The 12,406-nt window shown below is 62.8% G+C and carries 18 protein-coding genes; 5 read left to right on the forward strand and 13 right to left on the reverse strand.

Annotated elements, in window-relative coordinates; all coding sequences use genetic code 11:
• Together VF497_RS18495 and VF497_RS04380 are read right to left on the reverse strand one after the other, a co-directional pair.
• Positions 1-179, reverse strand: a 179-nt coding sequence (locus tag VF497_RS18495) for a DUF488 family protein (protein WP_414706840.1), incomplete at its 3' end; no start/stop codon positions are given.
• Between the two features lie 28 nt (positions 180-207).
• Positions 208-423, reverse strand: coding sequence for a DUF2945 domain-containing protein (locus VF497_RS04380; protein ID WP_330886421.1), 216 nt, complete (start codon positions 421-423; stop codon positions 208-210).
• A 109-nt stretch (positions 424-532) separates the two neighbouring features.
• Between VF497_RS04380 and VF497_RS04385 the strand changes: the two genes are divergently transcribed.
• The gene (locus tag VF497_RS04385) at positions 533-1,624 is read left to right on the forward strand and encodes an ionic transporter y4hA (protein WP_330886422.1); all 1,092 of its coding nucleotides are present in this window, start codon (positions 533-535) and stop codon (positions 1,622-1,624) included.
• 84 nt (positions 1,625-1,708) lie between these two features.
• On the opposite strand, the gene VF497_RS04390 is transcribed toward VF497_RS04385, so the two are convergent.
• From VF497_RS04390 to VF497_RS04400, 3 genes are read right to left on the reverse strand one after another with little or no spacing between them, the layout of a single operon-like run.
• Positions 1,709-2,194, reverse strand: coding sequence for a hypothetical protein (locus VF497_RS04390; RefSeq protein ID WP_330886423.1), 486 nt, complete (start codon positions 2,192-2,194; stop codon positions 1,709-1,711).
• A gap of 43 nt (positions 2,195-2,237) precedes the next feature.
• On the reverse strand, positions 2,238-2,648 hold the full coding sequence (locus VF497_RS04395) for a VOC family protein (RefSeq protein ID WP_330886424.1): 411 nt from the start codon (positions 2,646-2,648) through the stop codon (positions 2,238-2,240).
• Between the two features lie 31 nt (positions 2,649-2,679).
• Positions 2,680-3,144: a helix-turn-helix transcriptional regulator gene (locus VF497_RS04400; protein WP_330886425.1), complete on the reverse strand. Its 465-nt coding sequence runs from the start codon at positions 3,142-3,144 to the stop codon at positions 2,680-2,682.
• A gap of 168 nt (positions 3,145-3,312) precedes the next feature.
• On the opposite strand from VF497_RS04400, the gene VF497_RS04405 reads away from it, so the two are divergent.
• Positions 3,313-3,591, forward strand: coding sequence for a hypothetical protein (locus VF497_RS04405; RefSeq protein WP_330886426.1), 279 nt, complete (start codon positions 3,313-3,315; stop codon positions 3,589-3,591).
• 5 nt (positions 3,592-3,596) lie between these two features.
• Here the strand turns inward: VF497_RS04405 and VF497_RS04410 are convergent, their stop codons facing one another.
• A complete protein-coding gene (locus VF497_RS04410) occupies positions 3,597-4,247 on the reverse strand; it encodes a hypothetical protein (protein ID WP_330886427.1) in 651 nt (216 codons plus the stop codon).
• An 83-nt stretch (positions 4,248-4,330) separates the two neighbouring features.
• Here VF497_RS04410 and VF497_RS04415 point away from each other — a divergent pair, with 83 nt between their 5' ends.
• Positions 4,331-4,711: a helix-turn-helix domain-containing protein gene (locus VF497_RS04415; protein ID WP_330886428.1), complete on the forward strand. Its 381-nt coding sequence runs from the start codon at positions 4,331-4,333 to the stop codon at positions 4,709-4,711.
• A gap of 30 nt (positions 4,712-4,741) precedes the next feature.
• Here the strand turns inward: VF497_RS04415 and VF497_RS04420 are convergent, their stop codons facing one another.
• Complete coding sequence (locus VF497_RS04420) at positions 4,742-5,761, reverse strand: D-alanine--D-alanine ligase family protein (protein ID WP_330886429.1); 1,020 nt, start codon at positions 5,759-5,761, stop codon at positions 4,742-4,744.
• A 2-nt stretch (positions 5,762-5,763) separates the two neighbouring features.
• Positions 5,764-6,831, reverse strand: a complete 1,068-nt coding sequence (locus VF497_RS04425; RefSeq protein WP_330886430.1) for a hypothetical protein — start codon at positions 6,829-6,831, stop codon at positions 5,764-5,766.
• 171 nt (positions 6,832-7,002) lie between these two features.
• On the opposite strand from VF497_RS04425, the gene VF497_RS04430 reads away from it, so the two are divergent.
• A complete protein-coding gene (locus VF497_RS04430; RefSeq protein WP_330886431.1) occupies positions 7,003-7,410 on the forward strand; it encodes a hypothetical protein in 408 nt (135 codons plus the stop codon).
• Between the two features lie 92 nt (positions 7,411-7,502).
• Here VF497_RS04430 and VF497_RS04435 read toward each other — a convergent pair whose 3' ends face one another.
• The 5 genes from VF497_RS04435 to VF497_RS04455 all read right to left on the reverse strand — a co-directional run bounded on the left by VF497_RS04435 (position 7,503) and on the right by VF497_RS04455 (position 11,851).
• Positions 7,503-8,897 carry a cytochrome C gene (locus tag VF497_RS04435; RefSeq protein WP_330886432.1) on the reverse strand — a complete coding sequence of 465 codons (1,395 nt, stop codon included), beginning with the start codon at positions 8,895-8,897 and terminating at the stop codon, positions 7,503-7,505.
• A gap of 265 nt (positions 8,898-9,162) precedes the next feature.
• Positions 9,163-9,399, reverse strand: a complete 237-nt coding sequence (locus tag VF497_RS04440; protein ID WP_330886433.1) for a hypothetical protein — start codon at positions 9,397-9,399, stop codon at positions 9,163-9,165.
• A gap of 16 nt (positions 9,400-9,415) precedes the next feature.
• A complete protein-coding gene (locus tag VF497_RS04445; RefSeq protein WP_330886434.1) occupies positions 9,416-10,408 on the reverse strand; it encodes a cyanophycinase in 993 nt (330 codons plus the stop codon).
• A 154-nt stretch (positions 10,409-10,562) separates the two neighbouring features.
• Positions 10,563-11,246, reverse strand: coding sequence for a type II CAAX endopeptidase family protein (locus VF497_RS04450; protein WP_330886435.1), 684 nt, complete (start codon positions 11,244-11,246; stop codon positions 10,563-10,565).
• A complete protein-coding gene (locus tag VF497_RS04455) occupies positions 11,243-11,851 on the reverse strand; it encodes a TetR/AcrR family transcriptional regulator (protein WP_330886436.1) in 609 nt (202 codons plus the stop codon). Before VF497_RS04455 ends, VF497_RS04450 begins: the two co-directional genes overlap by 4 nt.
• Before the next feature lie 219 nt (positions 11,852-12,070).
• Here VF497_RS04455 and VF497_RS04460 point away from each other — a divergent pair.
• Positions 12,071-12,406: hypothetical protein (locus VF497_RS04460; RefSeq protein ID WP_330886437.1), on the forward strand; the 336-nt coding region annotated here is incomplete at its 3' end.

Consider the following 12,406-nt stretch of genomic DNA (forward strand, 5'->3'; position numbering starts at 1 on the left):
CCGATCGAAACGGCAGCGAGCGTTTGCGGCAAGGTCTCGCGATTGTATTGCGGGTTGGTGCGCGAGCGGGGCACGGTGCGAACATCGGCCACGAAGGTGACCGCGCTGCCGCGCAAGAGCTCAACGAATTCCTCGATCGAACGTGTGGCGTGGCCGATCGTGAAGAAGGGATGAGCCATGGATGCCTCGTCGGCCCGCTTGCGCCGCTCAGCTCTTGAGCCGCCGCAGCGCCTTGCCCTTGTGCATGGCGACGTGATCGGTCTTGTCGCTCTTGATCTCGTACTGCGGCTCGCTCGCGCTGGCGTGGTGGATGTAACCCTTGTAGTCCACATCGCGCGTGTGGATGCGGATGATCGTGCCGCTGACGTGCCCGGCCTCGGAGTTCCAGCGCACATGGTCTCCGACTTCGAAACGCTTGCTCATGTATTCCCTCCGATCCGACTCGACCGAAAATCGACAACCTGAAACCGGCTCCAGAGTACACTTCGCAACGATCCGTTTTTCGAAAAACTCACCCCGGGCGACCGCACGCATGAGCCAACCGATTCGACACAATCCGCTGTGGACGCTGGTCGTGCCTCCCTTGGGCATCGTCATTCTCGCGCTGTCCTGGGCGCTGCCGGGCATGCCCGGCATCCTCGCGCTGCTCGTGCTCGGGCTGGTCGGCAGCGTGATCGCATCGGTGCACCACGCGGAAGTGATCGCGCATCGCGTCGGCGAACCGTTCGGCACGCTGGTGCTCGCGCTCGCGGTCACGGTGATCGAGGTCGCGCTGATCATGTCGATGATGCTGTCCGGCGGCGAAGCGACCTCCGGCCTCGCGCGCGACACCGTGTTCGCCGCGGTCATGATCATCCTCAACGGCCTGATCGGCGCCAGCCTGCTCGTCGGTGGCGGCCGCCATCGCGTGCAGGGCTTCAAGCTCGAGGGTATCAATGCCGCGCTAGGTACGCTGACGGTGATCGTGGTGTTCACGCTGATCCTGCCGAACTATTCCACGAGCGCACCCGGCCCCGCATACACCAGCAGTCAGTTGCTGTTCGTCGCCGCCGCGACACTGGTGCTGTTCGCCGCGTTCACCGTGTTCCAGACCATCCGCCATCGCGACTATTTTCTGCCGAAGGAAGGCGAAGGCGACGATGCGGACGAGCATGCGACGCAGCCGACGAATGCAGAAACGCTTGCCAGCCTCGGTTTGCTGCTCGTCGCCCTCGTCGCCGTGGTGCTCAGCGCGAAGGGCATTTCGCCTTCGATCGAAGCCGCGCTGGAGGCCGCTGGGGCGCCTGCCGCAACGGTCGGCATCCTCATCGCCGCGATCGTGCTGCTGCCGGAGAGCGTCGCCGCGATCCGCGCTGCGCATGCCAATCGCCTGCAGACCAGCCTCAATCTCGCGATCGGCTCGGCGATCGCGAGCATCGGCCTGACCGTGCCGACCGTGGCCGTGCTGTCGCTGATCATGGGCTGGCCGCTCGCGCTCGGCATCGACATGAAATCGACCGTGCTGCTCGTGCTGTCGCTGTTCGTCGTCTCGATCTCGCTGCGCACCGGGCGCACGACGATGCTGCCGGGCATGGTCCATCTGGTGATGTTCGCGGCCTACCTGTTCCTCAGCTTCGTGCCGTAGAAAACAGGCCCGTTCGCTCGAAGACGACAAACGAATGTTTGCGCATTCTGCAAATCTCGGTTCGAGAAGGCGCAGGCGCTGCGATCAGCCCGCGGCTTTCTTCACCAATACGCTGAGCTTCGCCTCTCCGGCTGCGGTCAATTCCTTCAGCGCGTAAGAGGTCGGCCACATCGCGCCGTCATCGAGGGCGGCCTTGTCGTTGAAGCCGAACGTGGCGTATCGATCGCCGAACTTGCCCGCGTCCTTGAAGAAGCAGACGACTTTTTCGTCCTTGGTGTACGCAGGCATGCCATACCAGGTCTTCGGCATGAGCGCCGGCGCGGCCGCCGTGACGAGGGCGTGCAGGCGCTTGGCCATCGCGCGATCGGGCTCCTTCATCTTGGCGATCGCCGCGAGGATGGCGCGCTCGCCCTCCTCACGACTCTTGCTCATGCGCGCTTCGGCTTTCAACTCCTGCGCGCGCTCTTTCATTGCGGCGCGTTCCTCGGCGCTGAATCCTGCGGATTTCTTGCTCGTTGCCGCGGTGCTCTTGACCGACTTGCCCGCGCTTTTCTTTACAGCCTGGCTCATGAAAATTCCTCGTCTCGATTCGGATGGGTTCGGTTGAAAAATCTCAGCCACGTTCCTGCACGCGCAGCAGGTTGCCGGCGGGATCGCGCACGGCGCAGTCGCGCACGCCATACGGCTGCATCGTCGGCTCCTCGACGATTTCGGCGCCGCTGGCCTGGATGCGCTCGAACGTCGCGTCGAGGTTCGGCGTCGCCAGCAGCATGATCGCGTAGGTGCCCTTGGCCATCATTTCGGCGATGGTGCGCTTCTCCTCGTCGGTGACGCCGGGGCTCGCGGCCGGCGGAAACAGGACGATGGACGTGCCGGGCTGGTCGGCCGGGCCGACGGTGATCCAGCGCATGCCGTTGTAGCCGACGTCGTTGCGCACCTCGAAGCCAAGGGTGTCGCGGTAGAACGCCAGCGAGGCGTCCGGGTCGTTGTGCGGGAGGAAACTCGAATAAATGCTGATGCTCATGGTGCTCGTGCTCACTGCGGGAAACGAGCCGTCATGCTACGTCCGGCTCGGGTGCGGGCGCTTCTTCATTCCTGATCAGTTGCGTCCGGACCGGCCGGGTGACCTGTCTTGCGACACAAGACGGCATCCCCGCCGTCGCCTGTGCCGCCTCCTGCCGATAGACGCTCGGCGACACGCCGACCAGTTCGGTAAAGCGCGTGCTGAACGTGCCGAGCGACGCGCAGCCGACCGTGAAACAGACTTCGGTGACGCTGAGATCGCCACGCCGCAGCAGCGCCATCGCGCGCTCGACGCGCCGCGTCATCAGGTAGCTGTACGGCGATTCGCCGAACGCGAGCTTGAACTGGCGGCTGAGGTGCCCGCCCGACATGTGCACTCCGCGCGCGAGCGCCTCGACGTTCAGCGGCTGTGCGTACTCGCGATCGATGCGATCGCGCACGCGGCGCAGGCGCGCGAGATCGCGCAGGTGAACCGATTCGGCGGGGATGTTGGCCATGCGGTGATCGTCCCATTTCGCGCGGGAGCGCTCAAGCGCGGCGGGCAAGCGGAAAAACAACCGTTCCAGCGTTTTGAGAAATGAACCGCATCCCGGCTTCCCGCCGTTTCGCTGCCAGCCAGCTTCGCGCGCCTATCCTAAACGGCAAGCGAACATGAGGAGGTTGCCATGTCTGCGGATACGAAGACTCCGTTCGAGCAGGTCAACGACGTTCTGGCGCAGCTCAAGGAGATGCGCCACTACGCGAAGAACAACGTCGAAACCCTGACGACGCAGTGGCTGCTGTTCGACGGCGAATTGAAGAAGCTCAAGCAGGCCGCGCCGATCGAGACGCTGATGACGCGCCAGAGCGAATTGCACGACGCGCTCGACGACGAAATCGCCACGCTCGAAAAACTGGCGGTGACGCTGCAGCCGCCGCCGGAGGAGGCGGCTGCAACGGCTTAGGCTTGTCACGCCCTCGCCCGCTTCGCCTGCAGCAACGCGACGACGTGCAGCATCACGAACAGCGGCACCATGAACGCCGGAATCAGCACGAGCGGCAACTGCCCCATCGGCGCGATCGTCGGCGGCGTGTCGGTGGTGATGGTCATCGCGCAGATGGTCGCCGTGGTGAAGGCGACGACGAAATCGAGGATGCCGAGCGCGTTCCAGAGCCTGAATCTTGAGCTCGCTGCCACATCCGGGTTCTTGCTCAGCGCGACGATCCACCACGGCGCGACGACGCCGATCGCCATGTCGCCAAGCCCCGCGGGCCAGGCGAACAGCCCCGGCAGCACGTGATTCGCGTACAGCGCGACGAATCCGAAACCGGCCCAGCGCCAGGCCTGTATGCCGACGATAAGGCGCAGGTCCAAAGCGAGCAGGAACTCACGGAACGCCGGCAACAGGCGCAACGCGATGGCGAACACGAGCAGCGGAACGACCGCGCCGGCGAACACCGGCAATGGCGGCTGCCCGGGCGCGCCGAGGTAGGCTCCGCTCGCACCGAGAATCAGCACGATACCGAGCCATACGGCCAGCGCCGCCTTGATGGTGTTTCCGATCATCGGCCCCGGGCTGGTTGCGGGCAATGTCGCGGTTTGTGAAACGGATGCAGGCATGACACTTCTCCTAGTTACTTGCATTTTGCAAGTTTCTAGTCGACAAGCTAACATTCATCACTTGCACTTTGCAAGTGTCGACCATGAAGAAGACAGCCAGCGCAACAAAACCGCAACTGCCGCGCCGATCGCCCTGCGCGGTGGCGAACACGCTCGACCGCATCGGCGACAAATGGTCGCTGCTGCTCGTGCGCGACATGCTCGCGGGCAAGACGACCTATGGGCAATTCCTGGAGTCGCCGGAGGGGATCCCGACCAACATCCTCGCCGATCGGCTCAAGCGCCTGGAACAATTCGGCATCGTCACGCGCTCAGCCTATCAGGAGCGCCCCGTGCGCTACGCCTATGCGTTGACCGATTCGGGAAGGCAGCTTGGCCGCGTACTGCGCGCGCTGGCCGATTGGGGCCTGGAAAACATTGCCGGCACGAAGAAGGAACTGGTGCCGGGTTCATTTGCGCGCTGACTGCGTCAGCGCGCTGTTTCCGTCGGCGGCCTATTGCTTGCCGGCCCGGCGCAGCGCCTGATTGACCAGCTTGCGGATCAGGCTCGGGTAGGCAATGCCGGCCTTGAGCGCCGATTGCGCGAGCTCGTCGTCCTTCGCGATGCAAGGGTTGGCGTTCGGTTCGATCACGTAGACGTTGCCGCCCGCGGTCACGCGCAGGTCGAAGCGCGCATAGCTGCGCAGATTGAGCGCGCGATAGGCCAGCTTGCATACCTCATCGATGCGTTTCTGCAGGTCCGCTTCGATCGGCCTCGCGTCGTGGTTGCTGATGCCCCAGCGCTTGCGGTATTTCTCGTCCCATTTGGCCTTGTAGGTGGCGATGCGCGGCTCGTCCTCGGCCATGTCGCCGAAGGTCATCTCGCGCGCGGGCAGCGTGCGCAGCGCGCGGTCGCCGATCACGCTGACATAGAGCTCGCGCCCATCGATGTACTCCTCGGCGATCGCATCGAGCTCCATGCGTTCCTGGATCATCTTGATGCGCGCGAGAAAACCGGCCTCGTCGTCGACGATCGACGCCTGTGAAATGCCGCGCGAAGCTTCCTCGGTCAGCGGCTTGATGATGCACGGTAGCTTCAATCGCTTCGGCAGCCACACCTTGTGGCCGCGATAGAAGGTGTGGAAGCGCGGTGTGCGCACGCGATGGAAGCGCAGGATCTTCTTGCACAGGCCCTTGTCGTTGCACAGGAACACCGCGCTCGAACTCGCGCCGGTGACCGGCACGTCGAGCAGTTCCATCGCCGCGATGACGTTCTTGTCCCAGTGGGTGGCGTTGTTGTACGTCTCGCAGAGATTGAAGATCACGTCGGGCTTGAAGTCGCGCACCGTGTCGAGCAAGGGCCGCATGTCGTCGAACAGACTGAGGCGCCGCACTTCGTAGCCGGATTCGAGCAGCGCCTGATACACGTCGTTCTCGGTGTAGCTGCCGTCGGGGTCGGCGAATTCCGCGGCGAAGTCGTAGTCCGGCGGCACCGAATACGGCAGATCGAAGACCATCAGTACGCGCGTGGCCATGCTCAGAGTTTTCCTCGCAACCGCGTCGTGTAGCGATAATTCATCATCAACGTCGTCAGATAGGTGGCGAGCTTCAACACCGCCACCGTGTCGACCTCGTCGGTGACCAGGCGCAATGCGCGGCTGCGCTGGAGCACGGCCTTGTAGACCTTGTTGACCATATAGCGCCGCTCACCGGTCCAGTTCGACACCTCGACCAACAGTGGCTTGCGCTGCGCCTGCAGCAGCTTGGCCACTGCCTGCCGCGTCTCGCCCTGCGCCTTGCCCTCGGCAAACAGGCGGCGCAGGTTGTCGTCGTGGAATTCGGGGAAATCCTCGGCCTCGGCCTGGCGGCGTTTTTTGTAGTAGCGGTCGAGCGTGCTGCGGATCGCCGATACCTTCCACAACTGCTTGCCGCTCGCGCGCAGCGGTGGCTTGCCGGCGATGCCGGCCATCAGCTTGTCGACGAACAGCAGCTTGTCCAGCGCCTTCCAGCCCGCGTATTTCCTGCGCCAGTCCAGGCCCGGCGTCAGCCAGACCGCGAACGTCTCGACGAAATCCTCGTCCGGGTGATACTGCGCGTAGTAGTAGTCGAGATGGCGCACGTAGCTCTTGCTGTACGGACGAAAGCGATAGGTGTCGCCGTATTCCTCGGACGAATGCCCGAACACGCGCTGCCAGCTGCGCTTGCGGTTGAGGTCGTAAGCGTAGCTGAGCGCATGACCGCATTCGTGGCGCAGCAGCTTCATGCACGCCTCGTCGGTGTCGCCTTCGGCCTCGAGCATCATCTTGCGCTGCAGTTCGATCAGGCGCGGATGCGCGAGATAAAATGGAATGCCGATCACCGGCTCGCCTTCCGGCGTCAGCCATTCGTCAGCGAGGTAGCAGCGCGGCTTGAACGGGATATTTCGCGCCTCGAGCTCGCGATAGAGCTGCGCGATGCGCGCCTCGAGCCACGTTCCCTCGATGCGCAGCGGCAACTCGCACAGGCGCAGCGAGAGCAGCGCGTCCTCGGGAATCGTCGCAAGGTCGATCTGCGGCTTCGCAACCGCATCGGTCCGCACCTTCGGGACATCCTTAGGGGTGGGCATGAAGAAAGTGTACTCTTGTCCGCGTCCTGCTGCGCACCGCAACGGAGTCTTGCTGCGCCGCTCGTTCAATCACCGGAGGCCGATTTGAAAACGTTCTTCGCCATCCTTCTTGCCACGGGCGCGATGCAGAGTGCGCCTGCTCTCGCGGAATCGTCCAGTGCAAAAGCGTCCGTGCCTTCTCCCCTGCTCGGCAGTTGGGCCGTCGATGTCTCGCGCCTGCCGATGCCGCAGGAGGCGCGACCAAAGAGTGTCACGATCACGTTCGCCGATGCGGGCGGCGCGAAGTGGAAGGTCAACGTCGACATCGTCGATGCCGGCGGATCGAAGATCAACGCCTACGGAACCTACGCCCTCGATGGCACCGCCGCACCGGGCCAGGGCAGCACGATCGAGGCCGATACCGGCGCGATCAAGGTGCCCGCGCCCAACGTCCTGGTCATGGGGCTCGGCAAAGGTGAGATGCCCGCTTCGACGCGCATCTATACCGTCGCCGCGGATGGCAAGAGCATGATCGAGACGTCCGTGAACTTCGACAACGTTCCGGTAATGCGAACCTTCTACTTCACCCGCGTCCGCTGACGGGCGACAGAAACGAGCGAACCCGCTTCCGTCTTCTGCCACCTGCTCGGCGTGCACTGCACCGGCTTCGAAGCAGCGCAACGAGCCTCCACTCATAGTGCGGTCCACGCGTAGACGAAAAGAGTATTGTTGTCGGTGGCTCTCCGGTTGTTGCCATCGATGCTGCGGACCGCGCCGGCAAAGCGCGTATAAAAAGTGTACTGAACCCCAAGCCTCAAATTGGCAAACGGTTTCGCCCAAGAATCGGTCTTGCCGAATGGATTCCAATTGAATTCGGCGATACCCCCATTGGTGGTCGGCCGACCGGTAACGGGATAAAGCAACGCATCGCGACTGCCGTTGTTTGCGAAGCCGCCGAGCGTCACACCCCACGTGTTCTTGTACCAATAGCTCGCGTCGAGATTGAGGGATCGCAGCGAGCCGTGAAGCCGCTCGGCTGAACCTGCTGCGAAGGAGGCATCTAGGCGCTCTTGCTCGTGCACGTAGAGAGCTTTGACCGTCACGATATGATCGCCGTTGCCGATGTGTTGATAACTCGCATCCACTCCGATGTCCTCGAAGCGATCGGCAGGTCCGGGCAGCGACTCCGAATCGCCTGCCGTGTTGGTGCCGACAAGTCCTCGGCGCATCTTGAAGATGACCCCTCCAATCTCGAAATTGCCGTTTGACACATTCCTCGTGTATGCAATTCGCGCATAAGGGGCGACGCCTGTCACGCGTCCCGAGAAATCCGTGTTGACCGTCCGGAGGAAGGCCGGCGAGAGCGAACGGTATCCTCCGGCTTCCGCATACCATGCGTCATCCAGTTGCGCATAAGCGCTGGCCCCGATGACCTGACCTGCCACGGCACCGAAAAGAACCGGCGTGGCCGGCGCGGAAGGTGCAAGATCGGGAGACATATACGGGTACTGCCACGCAGGGATGGTGTTGTATACGTCACTCACTCCGGGATTGTTGTTGAGCGATATTCCCCAAACCACTGCATGCGAGCCGATCTGGTTCGAACGCGCATACCGGAGTTCGACGTTGTCCCATCCCACCTTTCCACCGTTCCCGGAATAGGTGGCCTGCGCAAATATCCCAAGGTGGTCGCTGATGCGTCCGGCCAGGAATGCGGAAGCCTGCTCCAGTTCGACATTGTCATTCCTGTTGAAGCCACTGCCGGGCGATTCGGCTTGCGCTTTCTGCGTATGAGTAAACGTCTCGACCAACATCATCGACAGCGGGATCTTGCGATCGTCACCTGTTTCGAGCGTATATCCCTGGAGTTTGAACTGCCGCCCGAAAGGAGTCAGCTGAGGACCAAACGCGCCAATATGGCAGGCCACGCACGGCTGGTGTGTCTGTCGGGCAAATGCCGGAACGGCATGCGCGGCGGAAAAATGCAGAGCCAGCCAGACCAAAGCTACGAAATGGAGCGCGAGGTTTGCAACACTGCGACTGCAATTGAAGGCCAATAGAATGCCCGTGGTACGCGCGGTAGCCATACCAGTCTCCTAACTGAGGAGGGTTGTTGCTTTCTTATCGAAGAAGGGTCTTGTCGCGTCGTGACTCGAGCGCGATCGCCTTGCGTACTGAAGTGTCCTCCGCAATGGCCGCCGGAAAATCCCGATTCATGCCGTGCGAATTCTGATGCTCAGGACGTCAGTGCGGCATCCTTTTTCGAAAGACACGTTTGTTCTTGGATGTCTATGAATGCCGTCGTCGCGGATGGAGGTTCATTCACACCCTGAATTTCCATGCGCCCTTCGATCACAAATCGAAGCAAGCAAAGCCGGCATGAATGTCGTCACACAACTCCACGTTTGCTTGGGAAACGATGCTGCTTTGTATATTTTTTTCGATCCGCGCTTTGTCAATTTTGGGTTGGTCGATGCAGCAGGAAGCAGCAACTTCGATCGTCGGCCTCTCATTCGCCAGCAGGCCGCGCTCGCGAGCAAAACCACGGCAAAAAAAGGGGTGTAGTCCACCCCTTTTCCCCTTGCTCATTTCCGCAAATTCCGTTTCAGTACGCCGACCCGCCAGGCTGCGTGGAACTCAGCACTCCGGCCTCTGCAGTCACCGAGTAAACCGTTCCGCCCACCGCGGTCCAGGTGCCGAGATTGAAGCTGTCGCCGGCGGCAATGCGGGTGACGCCGATGCCGCGGTAGGTCAGTGGCTGCTTGGCCGCGCATACCTGCGGCAGCCCCGGTGCTTGCAGGAAATAGACGTGACCGGTGCCGACCGCGCTCGCGCCGCCGTTGCCGGCAACGAGCAATGCGGTCATTTCGTCGACGGCGATGCCGCGCGGGGCAGTGCTCCAACCATTGGCGGCCACGCGGCAGAGGAAGGCGACGTCGCGTCCCATGCGATCGCGCACCGCGAAGTGCGGATCACCGATGACGCCTTGCAGCGTGGAGATCGTGGCGAAGTCACGATCGAAAGTCATGTAGCGGTTGAACGGATCGGCCAGGGCCTGGCTGCTGGTCGCGCCTTGGCTGCCCTGCGCGGTGTAGACGAACTGCGTGAGCACATTGAGCCCGGCGCTGGTGCCGCCCACCGGCACGCCCTGGGCGATGCGCGCGTTGAGCGCGGATTGCACGGCGGTACCTTTCCAGAAATTGATGTAGTTGGACTGGTCGCCGCCGGCGATCCAGATCACTTCCGCATGACTGATGATCGTCGCGACCGGGGCAAGGTTGGCCGACGCCGCATCCGGGATGATCAGCGTGGCGACGGAATTCGTGTTCGGGCACAGCGCCTGCACATACGGATTGTAGGCATCGGTGCCGGTGGCGCGGATGATGAGGAAATCGCCGTTGCCGCCGAGGCTGCACAGCCACTGGAAGGCCTGGTCGACATCCGTGCCGCCGCCCATCAGCACCGTGCCGGATGTGGTGGCGGGCGCAACGTCGGCGGAGTTGCCGACGCGCGTGTAGGTGTAGGACGGCGCCTTGCCGGCCAGCGCGGGCGAAGACAGGACGAACGCGGACAAAAACATCAGCAGAGTACGCAGCATGCAGCACCTCATGGTCGGATGTCAGTCGTGCCGCAATGTGCTCGGTGACGCATTGCGGCCGGGAAAGGGCCGGCATTTCGCCGCCCGAGACTCTAGACGTGCAACTGCCCTCGCCGAGGAAATCGGTCTGTCGTCCGCGCCCCGAAACGGGCGATCACGCGGAGAGCATTGCAACACCATCCACCAGCACGTGCGCCACGATGTTCACCCAGAGATTGCGTTTCCAGAAATAGAGCCAGGTGAGCATGGCTCCGCCGAATGCGGCGACGATGAGATGCGCCCAACCCCACGAGCCGACGTGCGCCAGCGCGAACAGCGCGAGCGGCAGCAATGCCGCAATGCTTCGGCTGCCGGTCAGCGATTGCAGGCGCTCGATCGGATAGCCGCGAAACAACACCTCCTCCGACACTCCCGCACGCACGACGGAAATCGCCAGCCACCATGCGGGCGCGGCAGTCAGCGCAGCGACCGCCTGCTGTTCGCCGAGATTCAGCGCAGGCAACACGAACAGGTAAAGCGCCGCCAGTCCCACGATGATCGCAATGGCGAACGCCAGGCCCAGGAACAAATCACGCACCGCGGGCCGGCGAAAACCTATCGAGGACAGCGCGCACTTCTCGACGAGCACGACATAGGCCAGCGTCGCGGCAACGAGTGTCCAGTAAATCGCCTCGTTGCCGAGCATGTGCGCCACGTTCTTGAGCTCGTTGTCCCAAGCCGGAAATGGCAGGCTGCCGATACCGAGCGTGAGCACGAGGCCGAGGATGCTCGTGAGCACGGGCTTCGAAACCGTCTCGTTTCCCCGATCGAGGTCTTGCAGCGCGGATCGAGCATTCATGTCCTGCTCCTGGTCTTGCGCGCGCGCTCTTCCAGGCGCGCGGCGCGTGTCCGCGCCTCGTGCTCACGCTGGAGCAGCGCGATGAAGTCGTCGAGCGCGCGTGTCGTACGGCGCAAGTCTCCCGTGCTCAGCAACTCGATGATCAGGCCGTCGAAGACGGCTCCACACAGCGTCGCCGTGGCTGCACTGCTGATCGATTCCGGCAAACGCGAGGCGATGAACTCGATCCAGTTCAACGAGGACTGGTTCAGATAGCGCTCGTAGGTTCCGGGTGTGCGAACGGCAATGAAGTGCGCCTCGTACAGGAGGCGAAGATAAGGCAAGTTGCGCTTGTCACTAGCCCAGCGCCAGCAGCGCTTCATCGGCGTCTCGCCCGGAACGGACGACCTGGACGAAGCGATGGCCGCGAGCGAATTGCGCATGCGCTCCTGGACTTCGGTGAGCACCTCCTCGACCAGCCCTTCCTTCGAGCCGAAGTGGAAGATCAGCAGGCGTGCACTCGTCCCTATCCCGGCCGCCAGCGGGCGCAGCGACAGGCCGGCAAGCCCGTTCTCGAGGAGGTAGTCGATGGTGCGGTCAATCAGCTGGCTTTTGCGATCGCTCATGTAACGATCGTTACATGGAACACTCGTTACAGTCAAGACGAGCCGCGAACTGCATCGCAGGCGTTCAGATAGACGTCCCGTCGCTGAACGCAAATCGCATTGCGCGGGATCGGATTGAACCGGTCTCCGACTCTGGGTGATCCACAAGTGTGTAGGCAGCGCGCACCGATGCGCGCAACAGCGCCGATCACACGCAATCGCTTCGAGAGGAATCAGGCCATGAAAAGCTCAAGCACAATCATCGTTTCAACCTGCCTGCTGGCAGCAACCGGCGCGCTTTCGCTCGCCGTGGCAGGCGCAGGCGTCCACAGCATGCCGACGAACGGAACGCGAACGCATCAGACCCCGACCACCGTAACCCCTAGCACGGTGCGTGGTCCGGCCATGACCGGTCAGCCCAAACAGTCCTGCGGTAGCGCGTCGGCACCGAACACGCCGGGCAATGCCGCGTCGGCACCAGGTTCGGCATTCAACCCCAATGGCAATGCGGGCACCCACTATGCGGGCCAGCAGCCACAGAACTCGGGCAATACCGCGAGCGTCGCCCAGTACGAT

The sequence above is a fragment of the Rudaea sp. genome (assembly GCF_036383415.1).
Classification (GTDB): domain Bacteria; phylum Pseudomonadota; class Gammaproteobacteria; order Xanthomonadales; family Rhodanobacteraceae; genus Rudaea.

Coding starts and splice junctions, on each gene's coding strand:
- VF497_RS04380 (WP_330886421.1), bottom strand. CDS start 423: ATGAGCAAGCGTTTCGAAGTCGGAGACCATGTGCGCTGGAACTCCGAG.
- VF497_RS04385 (WP_330886422.1), top strand. CDS start 533: ATGAGCCAACCGATTCGACACAATCCGCTGTGGACGCTGGTCGTGCCT.
- VF497_RS04390 (WP_330886423.1), bottom strand. CDS start 2,194: ATGAGCCAGGCTGTAAAGAAAAGCGCGGGCAAGTCGGTCAAGAGCACC.
- VF497_RS04395 (WP_330886424.1), bottom strand. CDS start 2,648: ATGAGCATCAGCATTTATTCGAGTTTCCTCCCGCACAACGACCCGGAC.
- VF497_RS04400 (WP_330886425.1), bottom strand. CDS start 3,144: ATGGCCAACATCCCCGCCGAATCGGTTCACCTGCGCGATCTCGCGCGC.
- VF497_RS04405 (WP_330886426.1), top strand. CDS start 3,313: ATGTCTGCGGATACGAAGACTCCGTTCGAGCAGGTCAACGACGTTCTG.
- VF497_RS04410 (WP_330886427.1), bottom strand. CDS start 4,247: ATGCCTGCATCCGTTTCACAAACCGCGACATTGCCCGCAACCAGCCCG.
- VF497_RS04415 (WP_330886428.1), top strand. CDS start 4,331: ATGAAGAAGACAGCCAGCGCAACAAAACCGCAACTGCCGCGCCGATCG.
- VF497_RS04420 (WP_330886429.1), bottom strand. CDS start 5,761: ATGGCCACGCGCGTACTGATGGTCTTCGATCTGCCGTATTCGGTGCCG.
- VF497_RS04425 (WP_330886430.1), bottom strand. CDS start 6,831: ATGCCCACCCCTAAGGATGTCCCGAAGGTGCGGACCGATGCGGTTGCG.
- VF497_RS04435 (WP_330886432.1), bottom strand. CDS start 8,897: ATGGCTACCGCGCGTACCACGGGCATTCTATTGGCCTTCAATTGCAGT.
- VF497_RS04440 (WP_330886433.1), bottom strand. CDS start 9,399: ATGAGCAAGGGGAAAAGGGGTGGACTACACCCCTTTTTTTGCCGTGGT.
- VF497_RS04445 (WP_330886434.1), bottom strand. CDS start 10,408: ATGCTGCGTACTCTGCTGATGTTTTTGTCCGCGTTCGTCCTGTCTTCG.
- VF497_RS04450 (WP_330886435.1), bottom strand. CDS start 11,246: ATGAATGCTCGATCCGCGCTGCAAGACCTCGATCGGGGAAACGAGACG.
- VF497_RS04455 (WP_330886436.1), bottom strand. CDS start 11,851: ATGAGCGATCGCAAAAGCCAGCTGATTGACCGCACCATCGACTACCTC.